This window comes from Arthrobacter sp. Rue61a (assembly GCF_000294695.2).
GTDB classification, from domain to species: Bacteria; Actinomycetota; Actinomycetes; order Actinomycetales; family Micrococcaceae; genus Arthrobacter; species Arthrobacter aurescens_A.
Genome location: NC_018532.1, coordinates 88,551 through 115,524, shown reverse-complemented (window position 1 = coordinate 115,524; position 26,974 = coordinate 88,551). Strand labels below are relative to the sequence as shown.

Annotated in this window: 26 protein-coding genes; 8 read left to right on the top strand and 18 right to left on the bottom strand. The window is 61.9% G+C overall.

All coding sequences use genetic code 11. The annotated features are described in order from the left end of the window. Positions 1-2: 2 nt before the first annotated feature. Positions 3-737, bottom strand: coding sequence for an ABC transporter permease (locus ARUE_RS22300; RefSeq protein ID WP_014923466.1), 735 nt, complete (start codon positions 735-737; stop codon positions 3-5). A 266-nt stretch (positions 738-1,003) separates the two neighbouring features. Here ARUE_RS22300 and ARUE_RS22295 point away from each other — a divergent pair, with 266 nt between their 5' ends. Both ARUE_RS22295 and ARUE_RS22285 read left to right on the top strand, forming a co-directional pair. Next, positions 1,004-2,173, top strand: coding sequence for an ROK family transcriptional regulator (locus tag ARUE_RS22295; RefSeq protein WP_014923465.1), 1,170 nt, complete (start codon positions 1,004-1,006; stop codon positions 2,171-2,173). A 393-nt stretch (positions 2,174-2,566) separates the two neighbouring features. After that, the gene (locus ARUE_RS22285) at positions 2,567-3,580 is read left to right on the top strand and encodes a formylglycine-generating enzyme family protein (RefSeq protein ID WP_014923464.1); all 1,014 of its coding nucleotides are present in this window, start codon (positions 2,567-2,569) and stop codon (positions 3,578-3,580) included. Positions 3,581-3,816: 236 nt separating this feature from the next. On the opposite strand, the gene ARUE_RS22280 is transcribed toward ARUE_RS22285, so the two are convergent. Next, the gene (locus tag ARUE_RS22280) at positions 3,817-4,134 is read right to left on the bottom strand and encodes a recombinase family protein (RefSeq protein WP_286140409.1); all 318 of its coding nucleotides are present in this window, start codon (positions 4,132-4,134) and stop codon (positions 3,817-3,819) included. 1,366 nt (positions 4,135-5,500) lie between these two features. Between ARUE_RS22280 and ARUE_RS22270 the strand changes: the two genes are divergently transcribed. Then, on the top strand, positions 5,501-6,595 hold the full coding sequence (locus ARUE_RS22270; protein WP_014923461.1) for an ATP-binding protein: 1,095 nt from the start codon (positions 5,501-5,503) through the stop codon (positions 6,593-6,595). Between the two features lie 281 nt (positions 6,596-6,876). Here the strand turns inward: ARUE_RS22270 and ARUE_RS22265 are convergent, their stop codons facing one another. Both ARUE_RS22265 and mobF read right to left on the bottom strand, forming a co-directional pair. Beyond that, positions 6,877-7,179, bottom strand: coding sequence for a DUF4193 domain-containing protein (locus ARUE_RS22265; RefSeq protein WP_014923460.1), 303 nt, complete (start codon positions 7,177-7,179; stop codon positions 6,877-6,879). A 747-nt stretch (positions 7,180-7,926) separates the two neighbouring features. Then, on the bottom strand, positions 7,927-12,531 hold the full coding sequence (mobF, locus tag ARUE_RS22260) for a MobF family relaxase (protein ID WP_286140411.1): 4,605 nt from the start codon (positions 12,529-12,531) through the stop codon (positions 7,927-7,929). A gap of 439 nt (positions 12,532-12,970) precedes the next feature. Between mobF and ARUE_RS22255 the strand changes: the two genes are divergently transcribed. The 3 genes from ARUE_RS22255 to ARUE_RS24295 all read left to right on the top strand — a co-directional run bounded on the left by ARUE_RS22255 (position 12,971) and on the right by ARUE_RS24295 (position 14,816). After that, entirely contained in the window at positions 12,971-13,384 is a 414-nt protein-coding gene (locus ARUE_RS22255) for a hypothetical protein (RefSeq protein WP_014923458.1), read from the top strand. A 260-nt stretch (positions 13,385-13,644) separates the two neighbouring features. Then, positions 13,645-13,965, top strand: a complete 321-nt coding sequence (locus ARUE_RS24865; RefSeq protein WP_286140408.1) for a helix-turn-helix domain-containing protein — start codon at positions 13,645-13,647, stop codon at positions 13,963-13,965. Then, positions 13,962-14,816, top strand: coding sequence for an IS3 family transposase (locus tag ARUE_RS24295; protein ID WP_014923456.1), 855 nt, complete (start codon positions 13,962-13,964; stop codon positions 14,814-14,816). Before ARUE_RS24865 ends, ARUE_RS24295 begins: the two co-directional genes overlap by 4 nt. A gap of 62 nt (positions 14,817-14,878) precedes the next feature. Here ARUE_RS24295 and ARUE_RS22240 read toward each other — a convergent pair whose 3' ends face one another. The 7 genes from ARUE_RS22240 to ARUE_RS22210 form a co-directional block, all read right to left on the bottom strand. Beyond that, complete coding sequence (locus ARUE_RS22240; protein WP_043471873.1) at positions 14,879-15,364, bottom strand: hypothetical protein; 486 nt, start codon at positions 15,362-15,364, stop codon at positions 14,879-14,881. A 7-nt stretch (positions 15,365-15,371) separates the two neighbouring features. Continuing rightward, on the bottom strand, positions 15,372-15,632 hold the full coding sequence (locus ARUE_RS22235) for a hypothetical protein (RefSeq protein ID WP_014923455.1): 261 nt from the start codon (positions 15,630-15,632) through the stop codon (positions 15,372-15,374). A 40-nt stretch (positions 15,633-15,672) separates the two neighbouring features. Beyond that, positions 15,673-16,263 carry a thermonuclease family protein gene (locus ARUE_RS22230; RefSeq protein ID WP_014923454.1) on the bottom strand — a complete coding sequence of 197 codons (591 nt, stop codon included), beginning with the start codon at positions 16,261-16,263 and terminating at the stop codon, positions 15,673-15,675. Beyond that, complete coding sequence (locus ARUE_RS22225; RefSeq protein WP_014923453.1) at positions 16,260-16,520, bottom strand: ParB family protein; 261 nt, start codon at positions 16,518-16,520, stop codon at positions 16,260-16,262. The genes ARUE_RS22230 and ARUE_RS22225 overlap by 4 nt, the downstream gene beginning before the upstream one ends. After that, on the bottom strand, positions 16,504-16,956 hold the full coding sequence (locus tag ARUE_RS22220; protein ID WP_014923452.1) for a hypothetical protein: 453 nt from the start codon (positions 16,954-16,956) through the stop codon (positions 16,504-16,506). Before ARUE_RS22220 ends, ARUE_RS22225 begins: the two co-directional genes overlap by 17 nt. 73 nt (positions 16,957-17,029) lie before the next feature. Beyond that, positions 17,030-17,887 (bottom strand): single-stranded DNA-binding protein, encoded by an 858-nt coding sequence (locus ARUE_RS24860; protein ID WP_014923451.1) that lies wholly within the window; start codon positions 17,885-17,887, stop codon positions 17,030-17,032. 5 nt (positions 17,888-17,892) lie between these two features. After that, entirely contained in the window at positions 17,893-18,159 is a 267-nt protein-coding gene (locus ARUE_RS22210; protein WP_014923450.1) for a glutaredoxin family protein, read from the bottom strand. A gap of 540 nt (positions 18,160-18,699) precedes the next feature. Here ARUE_RS22210 and ARUE_RS22205 point away from each other — a divergent pair. Continuing rightward, positions 18,700-19,764: an IS110 family RNA-guided transposase gene (locus tag ARUE_RS22205; protein WP_043471870.1), complete on the top strand. Its 1,065-nt coding sequence runs from the start codon at positions 18,700-18,702 to the stop codon at positions 19,762-19,764. A 343-nt stretch (positions 19,765-20,107) separates the two neighbouring features. Beyond that, positions 20,108-21,064, top strand: a complete 957-nt coding sequence (locus ARUE_RS22200; protein ID WP_353580117.1) for an FG-GAP repeat domain-containing protein — start codon at positions 20,108-20,110, stop codon at positions 21,062-21,064. 362 nt (positions 21,065-21,426) lie between these two features. On the opposite strand, the gene ARUE_RS22195 is transcribed toward ARUE_RS22200, so the two are convergent. From ARUE_RS22195 to dprA, 7 genes are all read right to left on the bottom strand, one after another. Then, on the bottom strand, positions 21,427-21,804 hold the full coding sequence (locus ARUE_RS22195) for a hypothetical protein (RefSeq protein ID WP_071162417.1): 378 nt from the start codon (positions 21,802-21,804) through the stop codon (positions 21,427-21,429). Positions 21,805-22,054: 250 nt separating this feature from the next. After that, positions 22,055-23,401, bottom strand: coding sequence for a ParB/RepB/Spo0J family partition protein (locus tag ARUE_RS22190; protein WP_014923446.1), 1,347 nt, complete (start codon positions 23,399-23,401; stop codon positions 22,055-22,057). Between the two features lie 580 nt (positions 23,402-23,981). Beyond that, complete coding sequence (locus tag ARUE_RS22185; protein WP_014923444.1) at positions 23,982-24,293, bottom strand: hypothetical protein; 312 nt, start codon at positions 24,291-24,293, stop codon at positions 23,982-23,984. Between the two features lie 61 nt (positions 24,294-24,354). Next, positions 24,355-24,705, bottom strand: a complete 351-nt coding sequence (locus ARUE_RS22180) for a hypothetical protein (RefSeq protein ID WP_014923443.1) — start codon at positions 24,703-24,705, stop codon at positions 24,355-24,357. A gap of 17 nt (positions 24,706-24,722) precedes the next feature. Next, positions 24,723-24,863, bottom strand: coding sequence for a hypothetical protein (locus tag ARUE_RS24540; RefSeq protein ID WP_014923442.1), 141 nt, complete (start codon positions 24,861-24,863; stop codon positions 24,723-24,725). A 576-nt stretch (positions 24,864-25,439) separates the two neighbouring features. Beyond that, positions 25,440-25,826 carry a hypothetical protein gene (locus tag ARUE_RS22175; protein WP_014923441.1) on the bottom strand — a complete coding sequence of 129 codons (387 nt, stop codon included), beginning with the start codon at positions 25,824-25,826 and terminating at the stop codon, positions 25,440-25,442. Between the two features lie 62 nt (positions 25,827-25,888). Then, positions 25,889-26,797 (bottom strand): DNA-processing protein DprA, encoded by a 909-nt coding sequence (gene dprA / locus ARUE_RS22170; RefSeq protein ID WP_014923440.1) that lies wholly within the window; start codon positions 26,795-26,797, stop codon positions 25,889-25,891. Between the last annotated feature and the right edge of the window lie 177 nt (positions 26,798-26,974).

The window sequence follows — 26,974 nt, the reverse complement described above, 5'->3', positions numbered from 1 at the left end:
TCCTAGCGGCGCTCTTGCCATCGGGTCAGCCGGGCCTCGACCAGCAGCAGTGCACGGTCCATGATGAGGCCCAGGGTGCCGATGCAGATCAGCTGTACGAAAATAGTCGGGAGGTCGTAGTACAGCTGTGCTTGCTGCATCCGAAAGCCAAGGCCGCTCTGTGCGGCGATCAGTTCCGCGGCCACCACGGTGGCCCAGGATGCGCCGAGGCCGATCCTCATGCCGACCAGGATGAACGGGCTTGATGCCGGGACCACAACGCGGCGGAACACCACGAAGCTGGAGGCACCAAGGACGCGGGCCGCGTTGATCAGGGTCTTGTCCACCGTCACCACGCCCTGGAATGTCGCCACAACGCAGGACAGGAACGATGCCAAGAAGATGACGAAGATCTTGGGGGTCTCGTCGATGCCCATGATCACGATCGCCAGCGGGATGATCGCCAGTGGCGGGACTGTGCGGAAGAACTGAACGTAGGGTTCCACAACGGCACGGATCAGCGGATACCAGCCCATGAGGAAGCCCACGGGGATGGCCAGGATGGTGCCCAGCAGGAAGCCGGTGAGGACGCGGGCCAGGCTGGTGCCCAGGTCGGAGGGCAGCACTCCGGTGCTGGCCAGCTCCACGGCCTTGCCTAGGACAGCCCGCGGCCCGGGGATGACCACGGCGCCGGTGGCGGAGGCAAGTGCCCACAGGCCAATGCCGCCGATGACGGAGAGAACGCTGATGACCTGCATGGATTTGCGTCCTATGCGGCGTTCGCCGCGTGCGGAGCGTGTGGTCGGTCTGGCGGAGGACGACGTCCCCGGCGAGAAAGGGGAGGGTCCCCGCTTGCTTTCAGGGACCGGTGGTCCTTCTCTGGTGGTGCCTTTGGCGGCGAACTGCGGTGTCATGCGGATCACTCTAATGCGTGATTCAAATAACGACAATGAGTTTTACGTAAATCTTGAAAATTCCACTTCCAGGCAGTCGCCCCGAGGTCCGCAGCGGCTATGATGTTTGTATGCCCGAGCTAACAGAAGCAGGACCAACCGAGCGGCAGCTCGTCGAAATTCTCCTGGCGGAAGGGCCATCCACGCGCCTCGCGCTGCAGCGTCGCCTCGGAATCTCCCGACCCACGCTGTCCAGCGCCGTGATGCGGCTGATCGAACGTGGTCTGCTGGAGGAAAACGGAATGGCCGCCTACGGCCAAGGCCGCAATGGGCGTCCGCAGGCGCTGTTGGCCCCCAGGCGAAGCGCGGGCGCTGCACTGGGCATCGAGCTGGGGCGCGCACGCGTTGCTGTCACGGTCGTCGCGGTCGACGGCACGGTCCACGCGCAGAAGCTCACGGCCGTGGATGACACACTGTCCCTGCAGCGGCGCCTCGGCGTGGCCCTGCAGTCCGTCCGGACACTCATCGCCTCGGACACCCTCAGCCCGGCCTCAGTCCTGGGGATCGGGGTGGGGGTGGCGGGGCGGCATCTGCCTTTTACAGCGGAGGGGGAAGCGAGGGGTTCCGAGCCTGAGGGCCTTAAATTCGACAAGCTCCGGGCCCTTTTCTCCGCCCCGCTTCTCTGGGACAACAACACCCGGCTCGCGGCATTACGCCATCTGGGCGAACTGTCCGCGCGCCTCCCCAGTACCGGGTTCCTGTATGTGGTGCTGTCCACGGGCATCAGCGCCGGCATCGTCGACGGCGTCTCGACGTTCCGGGGCAGCCATGGCACTGCGGGCGAGCTGGGGCATATGTGCGTGGATCCCGCGGGTCCGCTCTGCTGGTGCGGCTCGCGTGGGTGTCTCGAGGCCTGCATCGGGGTGGGTGCGGTTGTCGAACGCGCCCAGGCGGCGGGGCTCCATGTCGGCGATATCGTCGGACTTGCGGCATTGGCCAACAAAGGCGACGCCGGCGCTCTGAGGCTTGTCGCCGAGGTGGGCCGCACCTTGGGCACCGCCCTCAGTGGAGTGTCCATGTTGATCGATCCGCGCCGCATTGTGCTCAGTGGGCGTTTGGCCGGACTGGGTGGACCAATGCTTGCGGCGGCCGAGGCCGAGGTCCAGGCGCGGCGCCATGCCGTCGGGCTTCCTTGCCCTGAATTGGTGCTGCACGAGGGGTCCGAGTTCGACTCAAGCCACGGGGCCGCCGTCAGCGCATTGCACCGCTGGGGTGCAGACTTTATGTTCCACGATTCGTAGGGCGCCGCCGTCGGGGGTGGAATCGACTTATGTCGCGAGCGTTGACTTTAATCAAAATTCGCTCTAACTTTAAGGATCTTCGTCCCGGGATGCTTCCCCCCACCGGCTTCCGATCAGGCCCCATCACTGGATGAGGAGTAGTCGCATGATCCCTGTGCTGAGGTTTCCCTTGCGTCTGGCGGCGCGTTGGCTGCCGCCTGCCGCTTGGTTGTCACATGGGAAACGCGGCCGGCAACTACCATGCCACGCTAATCCTGAAGCGGGACCTCCGAGGACAAACCGGCCACCCCGTACTGCTCGTTCTCTGCGTAAACGGCCCATGCGTATCGACCCTTCACTGCCGATTCGATCACGGCCCTCACCACGCACACACATAGGAGATCAAGGGAATCGATGAAACCTCCACAGAGTAGTTCAGCAGCCTCCAAACATCCGAACATTTGCTGTACGCCATCACGCGAGACCATCGCGAACAAGAACACGCATGCGGACCATCTTGCCGCATTCACTGAGCGAAGCCGTCAACATCAGGATCAACCGGTTCCCTTCGGAGCCTTCCAAATGGGAGATGCTTTTGGTGAAGGCTACCCGGAAGACGGCGAATCCCCCGTGCACCTTGTCACTTTGGACGCTTTCCGGATCGACGCCACCGCCGTCACCAATAACATGTTCGGCACCTTCGTTCAAGCCACCGGATACAGGACTGAAGCGGAACAGTACGGTTCGTCGGCCGTGTTCCATCTTCTCTCCACCGCGAACCATGACGATGTCCTCGGCACCGCAGCAGGGGCTCCATGGTGGCTGAATGTGCGAGGCGCCGATTGGGCACACCCCACTGGACCTGCATCGGATTTCAGGGAATTCCTCGATCATCCCGTAGTCCACGTCTCGTACAATGACGCACTCGCGTACTGTTCCTGGGCCGGAAGACGGCTACCCAGTGAAGCTGAATGGGAGTACGCCGCCCGCGGCGGCTTGGAAAGCAAACGCTACGCATGGGGCAACGAGCTTATGCCTGGAGGTGAACATCGCTGCAACATCTGGCAAGGCACCTTCCCCACGGCAAATACCCTCAAGGACGGCCATCTGGGAACCTCACCCGTCCGGTCCTTTCCCTGCAACGGCTACGGGCTCTACGAAATGGCTGGAAACGTCTGGGAATGGTGCGCTGATTGGTTCCTGCCCAAGTACTACCGCAATTCCCCCGTTAACAACCCCAAAGGGCCAACCATCGGAGCAGGCCGCGTCATGCGTGGCGGTTCATACCTTTGCCACGATTCGTACTGCAACCGATACAGGGTCGCCGCCCGGACTTCGAACACCCCTGATTCCTCCAGCGGTAACTGCGGATTCCGGACCGTGGCACTACCAACTGATAGCCACAACCGCAAACCAATGGAGGACTAGCTTGCACGAGACGCATCCCGACCTGTCAAACAATTCACGAACCGCCTTCTGGTTTCCGCGTAAGATTTCCGTCCCGGATGTTATCTCAAAAGGTCTGCCGTGGGCAGCAGTCACAGAGACAACTTCCGGGACTCAGCTGTGTGGCCTCAAAGAGTCCATACCCAAGTACCGGTAGACGGTCGCTCGGCTAGCTCCAATGATCTTTCCGATGTCCGATGGTTTGAGGCCTCGGGCTTTCAGCTCATGTGCTCTCTTGACCTTTCGTGATCTGTAGTGATCTCCCGGCGTCCTGCCTTCCTTCCGTTTGCAGTTGCTGCCGCCATGCCGGCTTGGGTGCGTTCGGAAAGTTGGTCTCGTTCAAGCTGGGCGAATGCGGAGATGATGGTGACCATCGCCTGGGCCATCGCTCCCCCGACCTCGTTGGCCGGGTCGGTGGCGATGTCATCCCTCAGGGAAGCGACCCTAGCCCGCCACACAGCAGTCAGCGAAGAGGCATCTCTATTGTTGTCAGATATATACGTCGCCCGCGGGGAAACCCAATTGGCGATCGACATGCTCTCAGTTCCAGGCACAATCGCTTCCCCAGAGTGCCAGCCCGGAGGGCAAAGCTACTACTGAGCTCCGTACGCGAGGAAGAAGCAATTGCGACCCTAGCCCGCCACACAGCAGCTAGCGAAGAGGCATCTCTGTTGTTGTCAGATATATACGTCGCCCGCGGGGAAACTGACCTCACCCTAGGGATGCTTGCGGTCCCTGCCTAACGGCTCGAGCAGAGCGCTATCCGTCGTGCAGACATCCTGCGCGAGTTAACCATCTCCCCGAGGCTCTGAGATGTTTGGATTACTTTGTCGAACACAGGTTTTCGACCCAACTTAGTTGGTGCCATATCAAGCTTCAGCAAGGGTTCCGCCAAGAGGCTCTAGATAGAGTAAGGGTGCTCGCCAATAGTCATAGGTATCGCAGCATGTCACTTGCAGAAAGCCTTGGTGCCTTTATCTCAAGCGTCGCGCACTATTGACCGTGCGATTACTCCGGCCGTTCTTCTAGATGAAATATGGCCCTTTGGCCGAACACGGACCCACCTCTTGTCCGCGGTAGAGTACCGCCTCTGGCTCTGGGTTAGGCCCGAATCCTTGGATCGTACCCTCACGCCTATTGCCGTGGCTTCACTTCTGGAGATCATATGCGAGTGGAGCGTTGACCAGCGCCTTCAGGACCTCGTATTTGATCGGCTCTGTGACGAGACACAGGGTAGGGCTATCGCGTACGACAAACTTAAGACCCCTTCGCCTGCGTCAACCCACTTGAGCCGCCTATTCGAAAGCGTTCTCGAACCGCTTGACCGCTGATTGCAGTCCTCGGTAGATGGCAAAGACCTTATCAGTGACCCTTTTTGCATCGCTGTAGTCTTTTTGTCTCTTCAGCCGTTCAACCCACTTTTGCCAGGCCACAGCGTCTTACCCCACTCGAATACGTGACGTAGCGCTGTAGCATTGGCGGCGCCTGGATCCTGACGTACCGGTTCATCCACCGCACCCTGCCGGTCGAGCCGTCCTCCATCTGGCATGGTCTGAGCGGGTTGGGAAAAACAAGAAACCGTAACCGATGCCACCGAGACCCAGGGTCCTTTCCCATAGGTTGACGGAAGGGTGCTTATCGGCGTTTGAAGGGACGAGTAGAGGGAGAATCGGTAACCCGTCCCCCACTGTTTCGGGTGTTTCGCGGGTTAGTCCCGCTTAGTCGGTCAGCGACCAGCGCCAATGTCATGCACGGCGGTGCAGAACTGCCCAAGCCGCCAGGGAGCCCAGGTCCGGTCCCCGGGACATGGATCATCGGACGACGATCGAGTCTCGGTTAAGTTGCCCTGAAGAGTAGACTCACAGGGACTCACAAGACTCACAAGGACTCACAGGATCTGCGATGATGAACCCTTTCCGCCCCACAGCCGGCGCCACTCCCCCTGAACTCATTGGCCGCGAGGGAATGCTCGATGAATTTGAGTACGGCCTGCAGCTTGGTTCCGGGGCGCCCGGGTTGCTGACCATCATCACAGGCGCGCGCGGCATCGGCAAGACCGCGCTACTCAGCGCGGCCCAGGGCGCGGCCGCCCGGCAAGGGTGGGTTGTCGTTCCCGAGACGGCCACGCCGGGGTTCGTTGGACGGATTGGCGAGACCATGCGGCTGCACCTGGATGAACTTGGATCCGGCCCGACCGGTCGCAGGATTACAGCGTTGGGCGTGGCAGGGTTCACCGTGACCACCCAGCTGCCACCGGAGCGACAGGTCGATTGGAGGCGGCTGGGAAGCCAGCTGCTGAACGTTCTCGCGGAGAGAAAGACGGGGCTGCTTTTCACCGTTGACGAAATTCACTCGGCAGACCGTGCGGAACTGTCCCAGCTTGCCGCTGACGTCCAGCATTTCATTCGTGACGGGCTTCCGATAGGACTGATCTTTGCGGGGCTGCCGGCAGCGGTGTCGGATCTCCTCAACGAGGGCGTGGCAACGTTTCTGCGCCGGGCAGAGCGCATCGACCTGCACGCCGCGGCCATTGCGGAGGTCGAACGCTCCTACGCCAGCACTTTCCGCGATGCCGACATCAGCATCGATGATGACTTGGTCCGGTATGCCGCAAAGGCGACCGCAGGGTATCCGTTCCTGATCCAGCTCATCGGCTACCAGCTGTGGCGCCAAGCTGAAATCAATAACATGGCACTGGAAAAGGCGAACATCGATCAGGCCATCAATGCCGCGACCCGCCGCCACGAGGCGACAGTCATCGAAGCGGCGCTCTCCACCGCGTCAGACAAAGACAAAGACTTCCTCCGCGCCATGGCCGAAGACGACGGCCCTGTTGTTGCCGGCGATATCGGAAAACGGCTCAACGCCAAGAGCAATGTCGTTGCCAACTACCGGGCACGCCTCATAGCAGCAGGACTGATAGAAGCCCCCGCGTACGGCAAGGTCGACTTCGCCATCCCCGGCCTGCGCGAGTACCTTCGCAAAACAAGCGCCTAATACCCGCATCCCCTCGATGATTCCCCGACGAACACTGCGACGAAGACTCCCCTGGTACAGAACTTTGCGCAGCGGGCCGCTGCGCGAAGTCGGCGGAGCGCTTCCTGTAGCCGTTCGGATTCCTTGTTCATAGCCATGTCCACAAACACGTTGCGTGACTATTCGCAGCGCGGCGGGCAGGATTCAGGGCGGGCGGCCCTGAGTACTTTGCCCAGCGGAAGTCTCTGGGGTACGCCGATGATGTGCCGATGGAAGTGAGGCTGCCGGAGACCCTTAGCGGTTTAGCTTTCGCACTCGGTGCAGTAGGCGTGCCCGTTGCTTTCCCGGGCCAGCTGGGACCTGTGCCGGACCAGGAAGCAGGAGTAGCAGGTGAATTCGTCCGCGGCCTGAGGGATTACTTGGACGATGAGTTCTTCAGAGACGATCTCTCCGCCCGGGGTGAGGCCTTCGTCCAGGGCATCGGCCTCTTCGAGCTCGGTGACGACGCTGCGCGCGTTCGGAGCATTCTCTGATTTCAGGGCTTCCAGGGAGCGGTCCTGGGATTCCTTGACGTCGGAGCGGACTTCGTCGTAGTCGGTTGCCACGGGAGATTCTCATTTCTGACGTTCTGGTCTGTTGGTCGTCGCTGACGTCACTGCAACGCGCGGAACGATGCTCTTGTTCCTCGGAGCGGCATGTTTGTCACTTGGCGATCCCCGGAGGCCTCAAGCGTGCTGGGCGGCGCTCACGACGGATCCAGGAATTGGCGAAGCCCCGGTCAAATAGCGGTTGACCGAAGCTTTGATCGCATAATGCCCACCCAAAGCTTGAAGCCAGCTGGGAGAACACAAGGGAAGGGTACGATACCTTGGGTGCCGGCCACCGCACGGTGGCACGGCCGTAGACGAAGCCGGCGGCGACGAGTCTTCTGAGACCGAGACTCTCCCCTAACCTCCGCCTGCTTCAAGGCCAAGAATCCAAATGGCCATCACTGACATTTGCGTTTCGATTGTCCAGACAGTGTCTGGACGATTGCCTTCCGGTCGTGGTGTCCGTCAAATGTGCCACAGCTTGGGGCACTATTGGGTTTCTTCTATCACTTCCATCCTTCCGGTGTACTGACCGGACTCGAGCGCCCCGGCTCGTGTGCTCGGCTCCTTACGTTTCCATCCACCAGTCCGCCGTAGGGAACGTCCGCTTTGGGTCGGCGGCAAGGCCGGGTGACGGTTGGAGGCCTCGAACGTCGGGGAACCATCCTTCGGATGCTTTCTGGGGTTCGAGGTGTTCGGGATCGCGGGGCTTTTATATGTCCATGCTCCCCTTGGCCGTTTGCCAGGCCTGCCCGGGCAGGCCTAGAGGCGTGGGCCTCGGGGGCCTTGTTCCGGCCCGGAGCTCGGGCCTGGCTGGTCCCGGCGGCGACGTTCTTCGGCGGCTTTCGCTTCTGCTTGTTCCTGGCGGAGCTTTTCGACCGCGGAAGGGGTGCCGCTGGTCTGCGCTGCGCGGCGGGCGGCGAGCTTCTCGGCAAAGTCCGGGCTGGGCTTCTTGGCCTGTTCCTTCTCCTGGTCGCGGCGGGCTTTGAGCTGGTCCAGGGCTTCCTGGACTGCTTCCGGGTTTCGGGCTTCGGATTCGCCGCCGTGGCGTTCGGCACGGTTCTGGCGGACCTTGCGGGCGAGTTCGGCCAGTCGTTCGGTGCGTTCCTGTGCCGGGCTCAGCTGTGCTTCGGCCCCGCGTGCTTGCTGCAGGTGGTCCACGACTTCTTCTGCCGGTGTCGGGGTTTCCTTCACGACGGCCTCGACGTGGGCGGCTTCGGCCATGAGCGACGCATCTGATGCCGACAGGGGGTCCTTGGCAGTCTGGGCCGTGTACTTGTGCATCGCAGTGACCCGCGCAGACAGTTCCGACCCGAGACCCTTGTCCTGGTGGTCCGCGGGCACGGGTGCAGTTTCGCTGACCGGGATCCGGTACATGTCCCGGTAGGTGGAGATCTCCACGGCGAGCTGCCACCACTGGTCCTGTCGTGCAGGATCGGACGGAACCGGCCCAAGGGCAGCTGCCCAGACTGGAGGTTCAGCCGCGAGCTGGGCACCGAGCCGAGTGACTTCGGTGGCCATGATCTCCCGGCGCGCGGCAAGTTCCTTCCGCCACAGAGCCGGGGTGTCGTCATGGGTTGCGACGTCGGCAGGTGCCATCCATGCCGGCAACCGGTCAGCTGCTGGTTCCTTTCCGACGGGCGCGGGCAGTTGACGGCGCAGTTCGATTTCAGCGCGGATCCTGCGATGGACCTGGGCCGCTGCTTCAACCTTGGGCGCGGTCTCGTCCCGGCGGTAGTTGCTCACTGCGCCACGTTCGTAGGCTTCATCGGCCCGGGCCTCCGGGTGCATCAGTTCGCGGAGGGATTGTTCCTTGTGTAGGGACGATGCCAGCCATTGTGCTTTACGCGCGGCCGCGGGGTCGTTGATAGTCGTGTCAGTGCGTCCTTGCTGCTGCGCAGTGCGCAGGCGTGTGGCCAGGTCGTCGTCGCTGAGGTGCCCGTGCAGGCGCCGCTGCCAGGGCGTGTCTTTCCGTTCGGCCGCCCAGTTCCGGGCAAGGTCTTTCCGGTCCGGAGTCTCCACACCTGGGGTGCGGGCCGCTTCAGCCTTGGCGCTCATCAGCTGACCAACTGCGCGACGGTCGAGCCGTTCCAGCGCCTCGTCAGTGATTGATTCCAGCGGCCGGCGGCCGGGATCTGCCGCGCGTGAACGCCACCGGTCAAGGCGGTCCTGAACCCGCCATGCCAGAACCGCGGTGGGATCCTCGGCCGCGCCGAAGTCTTCCTCGTTCACGCTGTCTTTGAGCAAGGTGACCAGGTTGAAACCTTCGTTCTCGGCCGCGCGCAGGTGGGTGGAGACTGCTCCCCAGGCGGCGGACTTCGTGAACGTCCCTGCTACGCCTTCGCCGAGTTCGCGGCGGGCGATGTTCGCCATGCGCAGTTCGTTGGCTTGGAGGTCAATGTCCTTGTATTGCTCGGACATTTCCGGCAACGACCGGGCTTGGGCGCGGGCGGCGTCCATCTGTTCGTGCGCCGTGAGGTTTCCGTCATGGTTGGCGGCCACTGCGCTCAGAACGTCCTCCATGGTTTCTCCCTCGCCCACGATGCCGTAGAGCTTGTTGGAGTATCGGCCGCGGGAAGCAGCCACATAGGCCAGGGCGCGGGACAGTCCAGAGCTGATCAGGGCGTGCACGGTGTCGCACGTGAGGCCCTGGGTGCGGTGGATAGTTGCCGCGTATCCGAGCATCGTGTTCCCGCGCACGTAGTCTGCGGGGAGAGTGACGGTGCCTTGGTGGCTGTGGTGGAGGACGGTCAAGGAACCGTCCTCGTGGGCACCGGTAACGTTCCACACGTCGTTGTTTTTGACGAAGTCCTTGCCCCTGTTGGTGGACAAGAGCCGGTTGTTCTTACGGGTCACGATGATGTCCCCGGCGCGGGCAGTCAGCCCGTCGCGGAGCATGGCTGCCGGCGTTGTGGAGTCCAGTTCTCCGGTGGCGATCCGGTACGCCTGGGCGCGCGCGTTCAGTTCCGTGACGGTGGCATTGTCGAAGGCCATCATGATGGAGTGTTTGCCGGCGTTGGTGTCTTTCTGCCATGCCTCGAACACTTGGGACGTCATGGTCTCGGCGTCACCGCCGACGACACACCGGTTCTCCCGGTAGAAGGTCCATGGGTCATCGACCCGGTTCAGCGGAGGCTCGCGGAGGGCCAGGGTGGCTTCTGCTTCTGCCTCGTTCGGGGTGCCGTCGGCGTTCCGGAACCGGTGCAGGTCTTCCAGGTGTACGGCCCCGACGGTGTTCTTCAACAGCCGCAGCGCACCACCTGATCCCACCGCTGAAAGCTGCTGGTCATCACCGAGGGCGCGCACGACAGCGCCGTGCTGTTCTGCAATGGTCACCGCGGAGGCGAACAGCTCAGTACCGACCATCCCGGCCTCGTCGATGATGATGACGTCGCCGGGTCGGGGGGTGGTCTTCTCGTCATTGGCCCCTGTTTTGTGGGCGAGGACGAAGGAGTCGATGGTGGTCGCTGTGGCTCCCAGCTCGGTTCCCATCACGGCAGCGGCCACGGCTGTGGGGGCAAGACCGAACACCCGCCCGCCCGCTTCCCGGATGGTGTCAGCGGCAAGCTTGAGCGCTGTGGTTTTGCCGGCACCGGCCGGGCCAACACCGACCAGCAGCAACCGGTCGCTGCACGCAAACTCCTTGGCCATGCGCAGCTGCCCGGCGTCAAAGGCCTTCTCCTGCCGTGCCAACGCAGCGTCGAATGAATCGGCGGTCGCCGCAGGAATGACGGCGCTCTGCGCGGCTGTCAGCAACCGGTCTTCGCTGTGGAGGATCCCCGCCGAGGTGTACAGGGTGGAGTGTGGTTTGCCGTACTTGGACGCACCGTTGGAAAGACGCAGCGCGTCGATGTCAGGGGTAGGTGTCTCGGGTGTGATGCGCAGTGAGAACTGGTCAGTTGCGCGTGCCACGACCTGCTCCAGGAGCGTAGCGGGGATGGGCATTTCACCGAGCCGGGAACCCAATCGCCTGGTTGCTTCGGCCCTGATGTGGTGGTCCCCCCAGACGCCACGGCTGCGTTCCAGACGTTCAATGACGCCCCGTGCTTCGACGGCCGGATCCAGCTCGTCAGCGTGGGCAACCATCCACAAAGGCCGGTCCTTCTCGGCCTGTTCACGCGCGTCGTGCCGATGAGTCCGCGCCTGCTCAACAGCGGCCGGGCCGGTAACAACACCGGGCAAGGCATCTAGCTCGGTCGTCCATTCGTCCACCAGAACGGACAATTGCCGGGCTTCCTTCTTCGCCGGGCGGGTGTCCAAAGTAGCCTGTTGGGCCAGAGCGATCAGTTGCTTCTTGTTCGGTGCGTAGCCGTTTCTTTCGATGAACTCTTTCGTCAGTTCATCAATCACTGGCTTGATGCCTTCCCGTCGTGAGGAGGCCGCTTCGATGGCCGCGACATTGACGCCGGCGATCTCGATGACCGGTCGGTCGCCGTTGACTTTACGTTCGATCAGACCGACACCCAGGCGGGCGCAGATCTTCTCCATGACGACCCTGTTGTACATTTCCGAGGCGGCCACGTTGAACTGGTACAGGAGCCGTCCGTCGAGGCTGGACCATTTGCCGTCGGCACCAAGAACCTTGTTGGACACCACGATGTGATCGTGGAGCTGGGGATCCCCGGTGCGGGAGTCGTAGTGACGGAACTTGGTGTAGATCAGGCCGCCGTCCACGTCTTCCTGGCGGACGCCGTTGCGGCCTCGGCGGGTGAAGGTGGCTTCCTTTTCGAGGTAGCCCATGGTTTCATCGATGGCCTCATTGTGGGCCGCTTCGATCTGCTGACGGGCGTCGTCTCCGCCGATGGCCCACAGGACCGAAGCCGACTTCGCCGGGGCAAATACAAGGTCGTATCCGGCAACGGTTTGGGTCGCTGGCTTGGTTTGGGCTGTGATGAACCTGCCCAATTCTTCCTTGTCGGATGGGTTTCGGCCGTTGAGCTCGCGGAAGTATTTGGCCCCTTCCTTCGTGCGGATCAGGCGCCGGCTGTCCGCATCAGGATCATGGTGGTTCATCCGCTTGTAGTCACCGGTGGCGCGGTTGATCCGCGCCTGAAGCTCGTTGTCTTTCTGGTTGGCCTGACGGTATTTTTGGCCCAGGGAGACATCCGCTTTCGGGTCTTCCTTGAGCATTTCTGCGGCGTTAGGGTGCAATCCGTTTCCGAAGAGCGCCGCCATTTGAGCTTCGGTAACTTTCCCGGAAACACCCAAGTGGTGCATACCGGCGCCGCCCCATTGTCCCGGCGGGTTGCCGTCCACGGTGTAGTAATCACCCAGCTCGCGGCCCTTCGCACGCAGCTCATCACCACTGGCGACCTCACGTGTGTAGTACGTGTATCCGTCGCCGGCACTGAGCTTGTGCACGGTCATCACGAAACCCAGCATATCCACGAACCGACCCCATATATCAATGATGCATGAGGTGTGACAGATATTGCTCTTTTTTTGGTCTGTGGAATTGGCTAATGGGAGCTTGCGAGCGGGGCTCAATGGAACAGGACGAAAAAGGGTAAGATCGGGCCATCAAGGTTTTGATGCGGTTCTGCACATGAGAATGGGCGGTGGGTAACATGCTTTTCGTTATCCACGGTTCGTTTCGATTGTGTAGAACCGCTGCCCGGGTTATCCACAGGTGGGCAGCCCAGAGAGCGAGGTTTCTCTCGGAGCATCCACGTGTGGGAAAGCCGGGCACGGCCAGCCCGAGCGTAAGCGAGGACCGATGCGGCGCAAGCCGCACGCTTGACACCAGGCGCCGCGCTAGCCCGTTAGGTTTGGTACACGGACAGTCCAAAGGGGAGGGACCCACACCATGGCAACACCACGAAAGTCTGCACAGCAGCTGGCGGCCCGCGAGAAGGCGATGACCAAGGCCAGGGAGATGACCGAACGGCACGAGAAACTGATCGAACTGGCAGCGGAGTTCTTCCAGCAACAGGAGCAAGCCGACCTTGTCCGCGCCGAAGCGAAGAAGAAGGCTGACGCACTGTTGGCCAAAGCCGAAGCCGACGCCCGCAGCGCCGTCCGCGGTGCCGCGGTGACGGTTCGTGCCATGCTCGATTCCGGTGAGCCGAAGTCCGCCGTGGCTGCCCGGCTGGGACTGAGCGGAGCAGAACTGAAGCGCATGCTCGACCTCATCACTGACGAAAAGCCTGCTTCCCCTGCAAGCGATGAGTCGGAGGAACGCGATTCTTCCCACGCCGACGATCAGGACGTTGCTGCCTGATCACCGACAGCACGACACATGAAAGCCCCCGGCACTTCTGAACTGCTCCCCGGAAGTTGGACTGAGAAATTCAGTTCTGACTCCCGGGGAGCAGTTTTTTGCTTGCAAGTAGTTCGTTGTCCAAAGATCAGCGCGAGAGCGCTGTAGCGTGGTTTGAGAAAGGCCTTGGAGACACTGCGACTGCCAGGTTGCTGGGTGTGTCCCGCTGGCCGGTCAAGAATTTGTATCGGCGATGGAAAATCCATGGTCAAGGAGCGCTGGTGAGTAAGCCGACCAAGCAGTCGTACTCGTTCGACTTCAAGCTCGCGTTGGTAGAGCGGTTCCTTGCGGGTGAGACTGCGCAGGATCTGGCGGCCGAGGCGGGCTTGTCCTCGCCTGTGCTACTGAAAGCGTGGGCGTACCGGCGCGAGGGCGAGGACGCGTTGCACCCGAAGCCTAAAGGCAGGCCGCGGACGGCCGATAGCCCTCCACCGGCAGAGATCTCCGAGTTGGAGCGGTTGCGCCGGGAGAATGAGCGGTTGCGGGCAGAAGTGGCCTATCTGGGAAAATTGCGGGCCTTGAGGGCTCAAAAACAACGGTGAAGGTCCAAGCCCTCATCGCCCTCAAGGCCGACTTGCCGCTGCCGATTCTGCTGCAGATCGCAGGGGTGGCCCGATCGACATTCTTCTACCACCAGGCCCGCCTCCAAGCCCCTGACCCGCAGGAGGCACTCAAGGCCGCCATCACAGACATTTTCACGGCCAGCCACGCCCGGTACGGTCACCGCCGCGTCCACATCGAACTGCTCGACACCGGATGGACGATTGCGAAGAAGACCGTGCTCAAGCTCATGCGCTCACTGGGGCTTGCTTGCAAGGTCAGGCGGAAGAAGCGCTACAACTCCTACCAAGGCGAACAAGGCACCGCCGCGCCAAATCTGCTGAACCGCAAGTTCGATGCCACCGCACCGAACCAGAAATGGGTGACGGACGTGACGGAATTCAGCGTCGGTGACCGGAAACTCTACCTCTCACCGGTCATGGATCTCTTTGACCGGCAGATCATTTCCCACACCGTCGGTACCTCCCCGAACGTGGAATTGACCAACACGTCGCTTCGTGAGGCCCTGTCCACCCTGGAGCCTGGCCAGCAACCACTCGTACATTCGGACCAGGGATTCCAGTACAGACACGCTTCCTGGCGGACTCTCCTGCAGGAAGCCGGCGCGGTCCAATCCATGTCCCGCAAAGGCAACTGCTACGACAACGCAGTGATGGAGAACTTCTTCGGCCACCTCAAAGCAGAAATGTTCCACAACGTCCGCTACATCAATACCGACGCACTGACCGCCCAGCTGAACGAGTACATCAACTGGTACAACACCAAACGGATCTCAACAAAGCTCGAGGGCCTGAGCCCGGTTCAATACCGGACCCAGGCCCTCGCGGCTTAGGATCTTATTTGGCCAGTCCAACTATCGGGGACCAGTTCATTCTGCCGGGGGCTTTCGATATTTTAGAAGAGCGTTGGCGCATCCGGATCCGCTCCAGCGAGCAGCGCCCGGATACGCTCCTCCCGTTCCCACCCATGCGCGCGGACTTCGTCCCTCAGCGCCCTGGAACGTTCCGCGAACTGTCGACGTGCAAGTCCTCTCCACCGGAAACCCGTGCCGTTCGTGTCACGGCCTTTGGACTGACGGTCGAGCATGTTCGCTCTGGCATCCCCGACACTCAGGTGTGTGTCCGTTCCGGTTGTTGCCCGTACGCAGAGCGGTATGTCGCAATGGTGCATCAGCGGCCCGAAGCCGTCCAGATCGGCACCGTACGCCAGGTGAAAGGCAAAGCGGTGGGGACGGACCGCCTGAGTGCGTCCGTCGCTGTTGAGAGTGAACCTACCGTAGCCATCATCGGCAACCGCCCGGCCCCAGAGCCAGCAATCATTCTCCCGCGGCCCCTTACTGACCTTCGCCCAGAAGCGCTCAGCATCCTGTGACTGGTTCATGGCCGGGCTACCAACGCCGCCAACGGCGTTCCAGCCTGTTCGCGGCGAAGAAGAACGCGACCATGAACAGGGCCGGTGGCACTGCCTGGAGCAGGCTCTGACCGAGCCAGGCCACCACGGCAGTGATCAGGGCAATCACGCCCGCGGCCTTGCAGAGGAAGATCAGAATGCCTTGGCCGGCGGCTACCGGGTGGGTGAGTGCGTAGATGACCCAGCCGCCCAGGGCGACGGCGGCGAACGCTGCGAAGAAGATCAGAACGACGGCCACGGTGTTCCCCTAACGATTGGTTGATGGGTGGTCGGTGGTCTCAGCAGTTCCATATCCCCGCCTTGCTCTTTCTGGCTTGGTCGGCGGCCGCGGTGAAGTCCTCGCTGTAGGCGAAGGACTTGCCGTAGCCGGTTGCTTCGGCGTGACCTTGTTCAAGGATCGTGCGGTTGGTCAGGGTGCCGTCGGTGGTCCAGACGTAGGCAAGAAGACGGTCGTACTTGTCCCGGACCCCTTGGACGGGATCCGCGGAGAGAAAGACCTGTTGCCCGTCCAGGAGTGAGTGCAGGTAGGTGGACGCTTCCGGTCCGCCGCACTCCACCGGCGCGTCTTCCTTGACGCTTTCCGGGGCGTTGATGCCAACGAGTCTGACGCGGGTGCTGATGCCGTTGCAGCTGATCCGGATCGTGTCCCCATCGACAACCTTCTCCACGGCGTACGGGCCACTGGCCGCGGATTCAAGTGCCGGCGGCCGCGCCGCCGTGCCCGTCGCTTCACAGGGCACTTCATGCAGCGGCGCCGGACTGCCGGCGGGAACGATCTGCGGTCCGCCCTGGGACGTGCATCCGGTCAGGGCAAGAACGGCCACGACGCTGCCGAGTAGGAGCCGGCCCCTGTATTGGATGGCGTTCACGGGTGGTCCTCCTTCACTGCTGTTTCGGCGCGGGTCCGTCGCCCTGGGCGTAGCTCGCCGGCTTCAACTCCCGGCCATTTCCGGCCGTCGTTGTACTTGCGCTGCAGCCGCCGCAGTTCCCGGCGTGCAGCTGCTTCAACGAAGTCCGAGATGGACACATACCCCTCGAGCTTCCCGACGGCTTGGACCGCTGCGCGGATCTGATTGAGGTCCTCTTCAGTGAAGTAGGGCCCCTTCTTCTCAGTGGGCTTGGTCATCGTCACCAGGCCACGGGTACAGCGTTGTCGGTAGCCCGGAGAAACTGGGAGTGCCGTCCGCGCCCACGGTGATTCCGGGATGATCGTGGCTGCCGGTCGCGTGTGACACGGCCGCCAAAATAAGGTCAGTCCGGGCTCGATCCATTCCTGCCAGAACATGAGCGAGATTGATGTGGACTTCGCCGCCGATGGACGCGGCCAGCAGCAGGAAGCGTTCCTCTCCCCCGGAGAAAGCACCTCTTTGAGCGTGGTCAGCCAGCTTGGCGAAATCTATCCACGCGACATCTACCGTGCCCTTGCCTGTAGACCGGGCGTGGATCCAAGGACGGTTGGGCTCCGCGAAACGCCCGTTGAACGCCCGCAACAACAGCTCGGTGGCCGCTTCGGTTGTGTACGTACCTTTCGCCCAACGACGAAGGTCCTCTGCATGGGTCATGTTCAGGTCCTGTGCTTGATGGATCGATGGATACCGGGGCCGACGTAATGCCCGGCCCCGGCACCACGCGGGTTTAGAAAGGGGGTTCTGAGTCGGGACCGGTGCCCCAGGAACCGGCGTTGGTCTGTGCGTTCGGGGCCCATGGGTCGTCCTGCTGGGTAGCCTGTCCGCTGCTATCCTGGTTCCCGAAACCTCCGCCGTTTCCTGCGCCCTGGTTGTTGCGCTGGGTACGGTTCACTTTCGCGTTCGCGTAACGCAAGCTGGGCCCGATCTCGTCTACCTCAAGCTCTATGACGGTGCGCTTTTCGCCTTCCTTGGTTTCGTAGGACCGGGACTTCAACCGGCCGGAAACGATGACGCGCGTGCCCTTGGTCAGGGACTCGGCGACGTTCTCAGCTGCTTCCCGCCACACACTGGCGCGGAGGAAAAGAGTCTCCCCGTCCTTCCACTCGTTGGACTGACGGTCGAAGGTCCTGGGCGTTGAAGCGATCGTAAAATTCGCTACCGCCGAACCACTTGGAGTAAAACGCAGCTCTGGGTCTGATGTCAGGTTTCCAATGACAGTAATCGTGGTTTCGCCGGCCATGATGGTTCCTTTTCCTCGTGTGCTGGTGGTGTTCTCGGTGTGTGTGCTGGTTTCGTTCTGAGGTTCAGTCCCACCCGGTTGGTCGTGGGTGAGGTCGTTGGGTTGGTGCTGGTCTGCGGTGTGTTCGTCCCAGAGACCGCCGGCCCCGATGGGTGCCCTACTGATCGCTGCAAGGTAGCGGTCATCTTCGATGCTGCAGGGGTTGGTGTAGTAGCCGGCGTACGGGTCGTAGTCCTGGGTGTCGGGGTAGATCCTGCCGCTGGGGTTGGTTTCCCGGAACAGGTCTACCTCCAACGGGATCCGTGGGCTGATTTTGAACCCGTCCACAGGGTGCGGGGTGGTCACGGTCCTCACGCTGCCTTGTGGCTCATGGCCGCTTGGACGAGCTTGTCGCGGCGGAGGCCGGACCAGTGGTCCTGGTCATCGGAGATGTTCACGATGACCGGTGCCTGGGAGTAGCCGAGCTCTTGGGTGATGTACTCCAGCGCTGCGGGTACTTCGGTGATGTCCACGGGCGTGTAGGTGATGCCTTTGGAGTCGAAGTACTCCATGGTGCGGTCGCAGTTCGGGCAACCGGGCTTGGTGTAGACCGTGTATGCGGCGGTTGAAGCAGTCATTTTCAGTCCTCGGTTTCGTATCAGTTTTAGTTAGGTTCGTCTGTCTGGCTTGCTACTACTATTCTAGCGTTTATCCACTCGGATAAAAAGAGTTTTGCCGCGTATTCTAGGGTTTTTTGCGTCTGATTTGGTACCCGTTGCGGGGGCCGGGTTTGGTGTTGGGGGCAGTAGTCCGACGTGACTCCCCCGGCTTCTTTAGCAGCTGCCGTGGGCGGCTGGTTCTTATGCCTGCATCAGGTGATTTCGCGTGGCCCCCATGTGTCGTCTGGGAGTGTTGAACTGGCCGGTCGGCGACCGGCTGGCAGGCTGATGTTGTGACTTTGGTCGGGTGTGGCTCTTGTGTCGTATTGCCCTCTGCCTTGCGGAGGTGCGTTTGCCGGGATCTGCCCACTCGTTCAAAGTCCAGCATTGGTCCTGTCCGCTGCGATGGCTTGATTAGAAGCTTGCCCATCTCAATATTTGTGGCTCATCCCAGACCTGCCCCGCAGTGCACCTTGGTCCGATTACAAACACCACCGAAACAAGCTGCAGGAGGAATGCATGTCCGTCGTCGCGCAAACCTACGACTACGTAGTCGGCATCGATACGCACGCTAAGACTCATACGTTGGCAATTATTTCCACGCTCACCGGTGGAGAGATCGCTAACGAAACCTTCCCTTCGACTAGTGCCGGGATGGGTCGCGCCCTGACGTGGATATCGCGCCGGAGCGCCGCTGATCCAGAGAGAACGCTGATCTCCATGGAAGGGACAGGATCCTACGGCGCGAAATTGCGGCACGTGGCAGCAGAAGCCGGCTATCGAGTCGTCGAAGCTCCTTTCCCGCAGCGCCGGGTGGGGAGAAAGCTTGGGAAATCGGACAGCATTGATGCAGCTCAAGCTGCCCGGGCCGTACTTGGACTTGATACTTCCGATCTGCGGGAACCACGTTCCGGCCAAAATCACACAGCGCTACGGGTCCTCACCGTAGCAAGGTCCTCTATGGTCCGAGAACGAACTGCAGCTATTAATTCGCTGATTGCCCTGCTAAGAGTGGTGGACTTAGGAATCGATCTTCGTCAGTCATTGACCGGCAAAACCATTGAGACGATCGCGGCCTGGAGAAGCAGGGATGAAGGAGTCGGGACGCGGGTCAGTCGCTCGGAAGCTACAAGGTTGGCCAGGCAAGTCCTTGCCCTTGATCTTCAGCTCGAGCAAAACCAGGCCGATCTTAGAATGCTTGTTTCGCAGTTCCGCCCGGTGCTTCTTGGACTGACAGGTGTGGGGCCTATCAGCGCGGCCGTCATTCTCACTGCTTGGTCTCATCCTGGGCGTGTGCGCTCGGAATCGGCTCTAGCAGCCCTCGCGGGTACTTCCCCTATACCGGCCTCGTCAGGAGGCACCACTAGGTACAGGCTCAATCGAGGAGGAGACCGGCAACTCAATAAGGCCATTCACACCATCGCAATAGTCCGAATGCGTTGCGATCAGGACACCAAGGACTATGTTGCCAAGCGAATAAGCCAAGGCCGTACCAAGAAGGAGATAATTCGCTGCCTCAAACGCTACATCACCCGGCAAATCTACCGGGTCCTTAAGGAGGCAAGTCCTCATCCTGCATCCTGACCGACGCTGGTCTCCTAGCTTGTTCGGCCGGAATGAGTTCCTGAGTGTTAGGCTCAGCGCAGAATATCCGGGTTGTAAAACTAGGGGGAACATGGGAATTTTTCGTGCATTTGCACTGAAATCGGCGGCACTTGCCGCACTGGTACTTTGTTCGACGGCGGCCGGGGTAGCGCCAGGTACTACGATTCCCCATGTTGATTCGCCTCCGTGGGTACCTCCGATCTACGGATCCCCGCACGTTGGCTCAGAACTGACTCTTGGCAAGAAGTACAGGGGCCCCTGCAGCCCCACCCAGTCAGCCACGGGCCAGTTTTCGGTGGAGTGGCTTAGCAACGGTGTTCCTTTGCCAGCTGAACGGCAGGGAGAAGTCCTCAAACTCAAGCCCGAGGACCGGGGTAAGCGCATCTCCCTGAATGTTGACAGAGGATGTGATGAACCCAATCGCAGCGCCGAGACCCCTCCTATCGCTGCGTCCAACCGGGCTATGGGCTGGACCAACCGCGGGAATTTTGAGCTTCTCGGTCGTACCCAGGGCGGTGATCTGGTCCTCTATCCCAGGACCTATGAGACTGAATGGAGGTTCTGGGACCCCTCAACGGATGCCCTCTATTACAGCGGGTCCTGGGACGAGCCACGCGTAGTCGGCACGGGATGGAACATTTTCAACATTGTCTTCTCCCCGGGAGACTTCGACGGGGACGGCTACAACGACGTTCTGGGACGGGACAGCGCCGGCAGGCTCTTCCTCTACCCCGGCAACGGTGACGGTGGCTGGCTACCACCCAGGCAGGTAGGCGCCGGTTGGCAGATCTTCGATTCTGTTATTGGCGCTGGGGATTTCAATGGTGACGGTAACAACGATGTCCTGGGACGGGACAGCGCCGGCAGGCTCCTGCTCTACCCGGGTGATGGCCGCGGGGGTTGGCTCGCTCCCTCCCAAGTGGGTTCCGGATGGCAAATTTTCGACAAGATAATCGCTGGAGGTGACACCGGCGGCGACGGGGCCGTGGATATTTTCGCCAGGGACAGGGCTGGCGTACTGCACCAATACCCAGCCAATGGGCAGGGCGGTTGGAAGTCGCCTGCCGCGGTGGGCTACGGGTGGGAAGTCATGAACGAGATCCTTGGCCCCGGTATCTTCAGCGGCGGTGATGGTTACGACGTACGCAAACCTAGGGCCGATGTCGTTGCCGTGGACCAGGAAGGCGATTTGCACCTTTACGGAGGAGCTTCGACTACAGGGCTCTACACCGGAGACGTCATCGGCACAGGCTGGAATATCTTCAAAAACCTCATCTAACTCGCTGTCCAAAACATACGTGCAATCAAGACATCAGGGACCCTTCTGCCGCTAGAAGGGTCCCTGCCCTATCCCCTGCCAACGCCAAACGTGGCACGCCGATTCCATCCTTGACAGATATAGAAGCATCCCGGCTGAAAGAAACTTTCCTCAGCGCGTGGCCGGTCGGCGGCGGGTGTCCTGGCCCATGGGAGACGTTGCCGGTCGTTCTGCTCTGGTAGCTAACTGTTCCAGGGTGGCGCTGGCTGGGCGGCTAGTCGGGTTAAAGGGTGAAGGGCCGGCACTTAGAGTGCCGGCCCTTCAATTTTTCCCTCTGCAAAAGGAAATCTGTGGTTCAGTCTACAAGACTGAAGTCTTGCCCGTCAGCGCGTGGTTCGCGGGTGTGTTGCCCGGTAGCGGCGCAAGAGAAGGTAACTGCCCAGGGCGAGGGCGGCTCCGATCGCTGCGCCGATGATCAGCCCGGTAATGCTCCGCATGTTGTTCAGCAGGATCAGGGGCAGGGAGATGGCGGTGACGAAGCCGATGTGGAACGGCATGGTGTCGTTGTCGTCATCGAGGTCTTCCATTCTGGAGTGCGCGATCATCCACCCGATGCCCAGATAGATCGTGGCGACGGCCGCGAAGATCAACGCCCCCATCACCACCTGGTCAAGGATTGGGGACAGACCAGGGAAGATCTCGGCAAGAGTGACCCCTGGAGGTGTCTGCGTATTCATAGTGACTCCTGTCTGCGCTGCCATGGGATGAGCCTAACGGTGGCCTCCGACAGACTTCTCTGTGGTGACCCGATACGAGTAGCCAGGTGGCCGGAGAGGCGCGGCTTTCGGTTGCCGTGTGCCTGGTGGCGTTGAACGGCGGTCCGCCGCTGGTGATTGGCTGCTGTGGTTCGCCGTGGGCGGCGGACCGCCCGACGTTTGGAAGGTTCCCGGCCCTGCCGTGGTGAGTGGCCGGGGGCCTTGCCGGGCGGTGGGGTTCCGCCCGGCAAGGGGTCTAGGCGGCTTCGGGTTCGTCCACGCGTTCCGTGGTTTCCTCGATTTCTGTTTTGGGGTCGGTGAGGATGATCTTTTCGACGTCGCTGGCTTCGTATCCCCATGCCGTGAGCTGGGTGAGGTAGTAGCGGTTGTCGCTTCCTCGAGTCCGCCAGCTCGTGCGATCAATGTTCGCATCGTACGCGGTGATCATCATGGCGAGGGTGACCGTTTCGGGTTTGGTGGTCAGCTTGTCCACGTATGCCGTGAACTCGCCGTACCCGGTGCCGATGCCCAGCAGTTCCGCCGTCAGCTCGGTCTTGTTCAAGGCCTTGGTCAGGATGTAGCTGGAATGGGCAATCGTGTGGGCGATGAACTTCTGCGCGTTCTTTGGCAGGGCCTTGCGTGCCAGCAGGGTTTTGACGAACTCCCTGCGTACCACCTCGGCCGAGTCCATGGCTTTGTTGTTTTCGATGACCTCCCGGCGTGCGGCCTTTTCCTCGTCGGTCATCCCTCCTGCCGGGGCTTTGCCGTCCTTCCGCAGCCCACGGGCCTTCCAGTCAGCCACGGCGAACTGTGTCACCAACCCGCCGTATCCGATGCCGATGTAAACCGCGTCGGCATCCGTCGCGCTGAGGCGTTCGCCCTCGGGTGTGGTCAGTGCGGAGATCAGGGCGGCGGGTCCCTTGTAGTCGTAGTAGCCGGGGTCTTGTTCCAGCACGGTCAGACCTTTAGCGGCAGCCTCGGCGCAGGCTTCGGCCAGCAGGGCGTTGTTCTTGCGTTCGTCGCGGAGCCGCTGCGCCCGGTGGGCAAAGTTCCCGGGGTTCTCGGTGGCGAGGCGTTCGAGCGTGGCCACCGCGTCGGCGTCGTCTGCGAATTCCTCGATCACGGCGGACTGTTCCAGTGTCAGGCCTTGGTCCAGTGCCTGGGCTGCGGTGGCGTTCGCTTTGACCTTCAGCGCGGTTTCCACCACTGCTTTCTTCGCTCCCATTTTTCGGGCGATGACGTTGGCGCTCACTCCCAGCAGTGCCATTTGGTGGAAGGCTTCGGCGCGGTCGCCGTCGGTGAGTGCGCTGCGGTGATCGTTCTCCACTACCTGTGTGGCGAGTCGTTCCGCTTCCTCGGGGGTGGCACCGACGAGCACGGGAATGGTCGCCGCTCCTGCCTCAACGGCTCCAAGGGTGCGGCGCTGTCCCATCAGCACGTGCACGGTTCCGTCCTCGGTCCGGTGGGCGACGACGGGCACGAGCACGCCGTGTTCTTTGATGCTGGCTACGAACTCCTTGGTGAGTCCGGCTTCCTTGCGGACGTTGGTGTCCACGGTCAGGGTGGTGGGGTCAAGCATTTCGAGCGTGGGTGTTGCGTTCATGGTTTTGTGTCCTTTGCAGAGGAATGGTTGGTGAGGGAGCGGTGTGACCCGGCCAGCTACTTTCTTTCCTCCCCCGTTGTTTTTTGGCTGCTGGCGAAGCTTGCGGAGCTGTGGCCGACGGAGGCCTGTCTACCCTTGGGCAAGGTGTGGGAAATTCCCGGAGGAAATAAGCGACGCAGGAGCGCCGTAGGGACATTTCCTGCACCGCAGGCCCCGGAGCCTGCGGAGGGGCTAGACGGGGTGGAGCGGACACATAGAATCCGAAGGACAGCAGCCAAAAAACGTCGTAGACACAACAGGACCGGGCACGGCGGAGCTCTGCGACGTCGGGACCGGGCCCAACAGCCGGCCACGGAGCGAAGCGGAGTGGACGCCCAAAGGGGTGCGAGCCCCGCGAGCATGCCTCTCCCCTGGCCACCGGGGATCCGCCCAAGTCAATCCCGGCCCGGGCTTGCCGCACGCACCAGGTGAGTAGTGCCGGCCCTGGGCGGGAACGGCGGTCCGTCGCCGGCAACCACCCACAAGAGCCGGCCACCTGCGGCGGACCGCCCGCCCACGAAAGGCGAACGGCCCGCCCGGCTTACGTGGCGCTGTCGATCTTGGTGAGGATCGCGTTGGTGGCTTCCTCGGTCTGGCGCTGTAGATCCTTGATTTCCTCGTCGGCCGGGGCAGCTTCTATTCTCTTGAGCTGGACCTGCCACGTATCCAACGCCGTGAGCAGTTCGGGCGTGAAGGTTGCATCCGGTTTGCCCTGCAGCCCGAAGTAGTAGAAAGCATCCGCCATTCCCGGGTAGCCGATTCTTGCGGCCGTCTCGGCTGCTTGGTCGCGTTGGCCTGCCTCGTGGTGGGCTTCGTAGTCGAAATCGCCGTCTTCATCCCAGAAGTTCGTCATGGTTCTGTTTCCTCAAAACTTGGGAGGGTGGCCGGGAGCTGGTCCCGGCCACCCTATTGGTTTAGGCCGCTGGCTGGGTCAGCCGGGTGTCGAAGAGTGCTTCGGCACGGCGGATCAAGTACTCCGGAACGTCGACGTCATGACTGAGACCTTCCCGGCCCAGGAACACGGCGTTCCCGGTGACGGGCAGATCAAGCCCGGTTTCGTGGAGCAGCTGCGCGGCGCGGACGTTCGATGGTCCGGTCGTTTGCGTTTCGGCGTTCAGGTAGACCTGCCAGTCGGCTCTGGCGATGCACTCCAGGCCACCGCCGACGATGATTTGAAGGCTGCTGTGCCGGGCATCGAGGCTGGCGACTGTGACGTTCTCGCTGAGTCGCGACGGGATGTAAAGGGCTATGCGGTGGGTAAGCATGGCGTCTCCTTGCCCTTCTAGAGAGGTCCGTCAGTGAGCGGATCATGCCCGCCGTTGGCGAGGCGGCGATCCTCGGCGTTGTCCAGGTCCAAGGCATAGAACCAATCCGCGTCCGTCTTGTGCTGAAACGCCGGTTCCTGGGGTTCTGTGGTGTTCATTGTTTTGTGTCCTTTGCAGAGGATTGGTGAGGGAGCGGTGTGACCCGGCCAGCTACTTTCTTTCCCTCCCCCGTTGTTTTTTGGTTGCTGGCAAGCTTGCTTGCTTGGCGGCCAGCGGAGCCCTGTCTACCCGCAGGGCAAGGTGCTGGAAATCTTCGAAAGGAAATAAGCGAAGCGCCGTCGAAGAATTCCAGTGCCCGCTGGCTCCGACTGCTTTTGGAGGGGCTAGACGGGGGTGGAGTGGACGCCTACAATCCGGAGGACAGCAACCAGAAAACGTCGTAGACACAACAGGACCGGGCACGGCGGAGCTCTGCGACGTCGGGACCGGGCCCAACAGCCGGCCACGGAGCGAAGCGGAGTGGACGCCCAAAGGGGTGCGAGCCCCGCGAGCATGCTCCCCTGGTCCCCGCGGGATCCGCCCAGGTCAATCCCGGCCCGGGCTTGCCGCATGCACCAGGTGAGGTAGTGCCGGCCCTGCTGCGGGAACGGCGGTCCGTCGCCGGCAACCACCCGCCCAGGCCTGCCACTTGCGGCGGACCGCCCGCCCACACGAAGGCGAACGGCCCACCCTGCTTACGTGGCGCTGTCGGTCGGGCGGGTGTTGAATCGGCGGAAGTTCACGGCGATTTCGTGAGCGATATCAGCTATCGGTGTTCCCGGCGTAACGGTTTTCTCTTCATCGGCGGAGAACTCCACCGGTTCGTCGTCGTAGTGGTCCGGGCCGTAGTAGAGCTCAGCGGTGGTGAACCGAGATTCCAGGGGGTTCTTCCAGCTGAATGATCCGGGGCCAACCGTGAAGGTGTGGCTGCCTTCGCTCTGAAGGAAAAAGGTGGCGGTGCCTCCGCCGGTTTGTTCGACGTGAAGTTCCAGGCCTTCGGCTTTCATCGCGTCCACCAGGTCACGCGCGGGAAACCATTCGATCTCTTCGGCGGCCTGTCGGGTTTCGGGGCTTTCAGTCATGATTCTGTCTCCTTTACGAATGGGGTGGTGGCCGGGACGGGCGTCCCGGCCACCAGTGGGTCCTAGCTGGCGAGTAGTTCGGCCAGTTCTGCGGCGTCGGAAACCAGGGCCGCCGTGCCTTCTTTCAGGAGCCTGTGGCAGCCTGCCGAGTTCGCGCTGTGCACGCTTCCGGGTACTGCCGCAACGTGCCGGGCAATGGTTTCGGCGTGGTGCGCGGCGTTCAGCGCGCCGGAACGCCACCGGGCTTCGACAACACAGGTAACCCCGGCGAGGGCGGCAATGATGCGGTTCCGCTGCAAAAAGCGGTAACGCGTAGGCGCGTTTCCCGGGGGCTGCTCGGAGACGACCAAACCGTTGGCCCTGATCGCGGCCGCGAGGTCTGCGTTGCCGGACGGGTAAACCCGGTCAAGGCCTCCGGCTGCAACCGCGATCGTCGCCGGTCCGGTGCCGGTGAAGCCAGCAAGCGCGCCACGGTGGGCGTGCGCGTCGATGCCGTAGGCCAGGCCGGAGACAATGCAGATTCCACGCTGGGCCAGTCCATGGGCCATCTCACCGGTGACAGCTGCGCCGTAACTGGTGGAATCGCGGGAACCGGTCAACGCTGCCGCGCGCTGTACCGCGGGGATCCCCTGGGTGATGTTCCCGACGTACCAAAGCCCATACGGGGCATCAGGCAGATCATCGAGGCCGATGGGCCAGTGTTCGTCACCGGGGATAAGGAAACCTCCGCCCAGTCGTTCGATGGTGGCAAGATCCCTTTCTGCGTCCACGTCAGGGATCCGCTGCGCCCAGCGGCGCAGCCCTTCGTTCAACTCCGCTTCCGTGATGTGGCGGAAGGTGTGGGGCGATTGCGCCCCGGTTGCTACCCTCAGGGCCGCGTAGGCGCCCAAGGCGTGGACAAGCGCCCGGCCAGTGGAGTCCTGGGAATCGAAAAGACGAGTCAGGGCGGCGCGTGCAATGCGGTCGTTCATGGTTTTGTGTCCTTTGCAGAGGAATGGTTGGTGAGGGAGCGGTGTGACCCGGCCAGCTACTTTCTTTCCTCCCCCGTTGTTTTTTGGCTGCTGGCGAAGCTTGCGGAGCTGTGGCCGACGGAGGCCTGTCTACCCTTGGGCAAGGTGTGGGAAATTCCCGGAGGAAATAAGCGACGC

Bases quoted from the DNA above. Each gene is read 5' to 3' on its own strand.
- ARUE_RS22300 (WP_014923466.1), bottom strand. From the start codon at position 737: ATGCAGGTCATCAGCGTTCTCTCCGTCATCGGCGGCATTGGCCTGTGG.
- ARUE_RS22295 (WP_014923465.1), top strand. From the start codon at position 1,004: ATGCCCGAGCTAACAGAAGCAGGACCAACCGAGCGGCAGCTCGTCGAA.
- ARUE_RS22285 (WP_014923464.1), top strand. From the start codon at position 2,567: ATGAAACCTCCACAGAGTAGTTCAGCAGCCTCCAAACATCCGAACATT.
- ARUE_RS22280 (WP_286140409.1), bottom strand. From the start codon at position 4,134: ATGTCGATCGCCAATTGGGTTTCCCCGCGGGCGACGTATATATCTGAC.
- ARUE_RS22270 (WP_014923461.1), top strand. From the start codon at position 5,501: ATGATGAACCCTTTCCGCCCCACAGCCGGCGCCACTCCCCCTGAACTC.
- mobF (WP_286140411.1), bottom strand. From the start codon at position 12,531: ATGACCGTGCACAAGCTCAGTGCCGGCGACGGATACACGTACTACACA.
- ARUE_RS22255 (WP_014923458.1), top strand. From the start codon at position 12,971: ATGGCAACACCACGAAAGTCTGCACAGCAGCTGGCGGCCCGCGAGAAG.
- ARUE_RS22240 (WP_043471873.1), bottom strand. From the start codon at position 15,364: ATGAACCAGTCACAGGATGCTGAGCGCTTCTGGGCGAAGGTCAGTAAG.
- ARUE_RS22225 (WP_014923453.1), bottom strand. From the start codon at position 16,520: ATGACCAAGCCCACTGAGAAGAAGGGGCCCTACTTCACTGAAGAGGAC.
- ARUE_RS22220 (WP_014923452.1), bottom strand. From the start codon at position 16,956: ATGACCCATGCAGAGGACCTTCGTCGTTGGGCGAAAGGTACGTACACA.
- ARUE_RS22210 (WP_014923450.1), bottom strand. From the start codon at position 18,159: ATGACTGCTTCAACCGCCGCATACACGGTCTACACCAAGCCCGGTTGC.
- ARUE_RS22205 (WP_043471870.1), top strand. From the start codon at position 18,700: ATGTCCGTCGTCGCGCAAACCTACGACTACGTAGTCGGCATCGATACG.
- ARUE_RS22195 (WP_071162417.1), bottom strand. From the start codon at position 21,804: ATGGCAGCGCAGACAGGAGTCACTATGAATACGCAGACACCTCCAGGG.
- ARUE_RS22190 (WP_014923446.1), bottom strand. From the start codon at position 23,401: ATGAACGCAACACCCACGCTCGAAATGCTTGACCCCACCACCCTGACC.
- ARUE_RS22185 (WP_014923444.1), bottom strand. From the start codon at position 24,293: ATGACGAACTTCTGGGATGAAGACGGCGATTTCGACTACGAAGCCCAC.
- ARUE_RS22180 (WP_014923443.1), bottom strand. From the start codon at position 24,705: ATGCTTACCCACCGCATAGCCCTTTACATCCCGTCGCGACTCAGCGAG.
- ARUE_RS24540 (WP_014923442.1), bottom strand. From the start codon at position 24,863: ATGAACACCACAGAACCCCAGGAACCGGCGTTTCAGCACAAGACGGAC.
- ARUE_RS22175 (WP_014923441.1), bottom strand. From the start codon at position 25,826: ATGACTGAAAGCCCCGAAACCCGACAGGCCGCCGAAGAGATCGAATGG.
- dprA (WP_014923440.1), bottom strand. From the start codon at position 26,797: ATGAACGACCGCATTGCACGCGCCGCCCTGACTCGTCTTTTCGATTCC.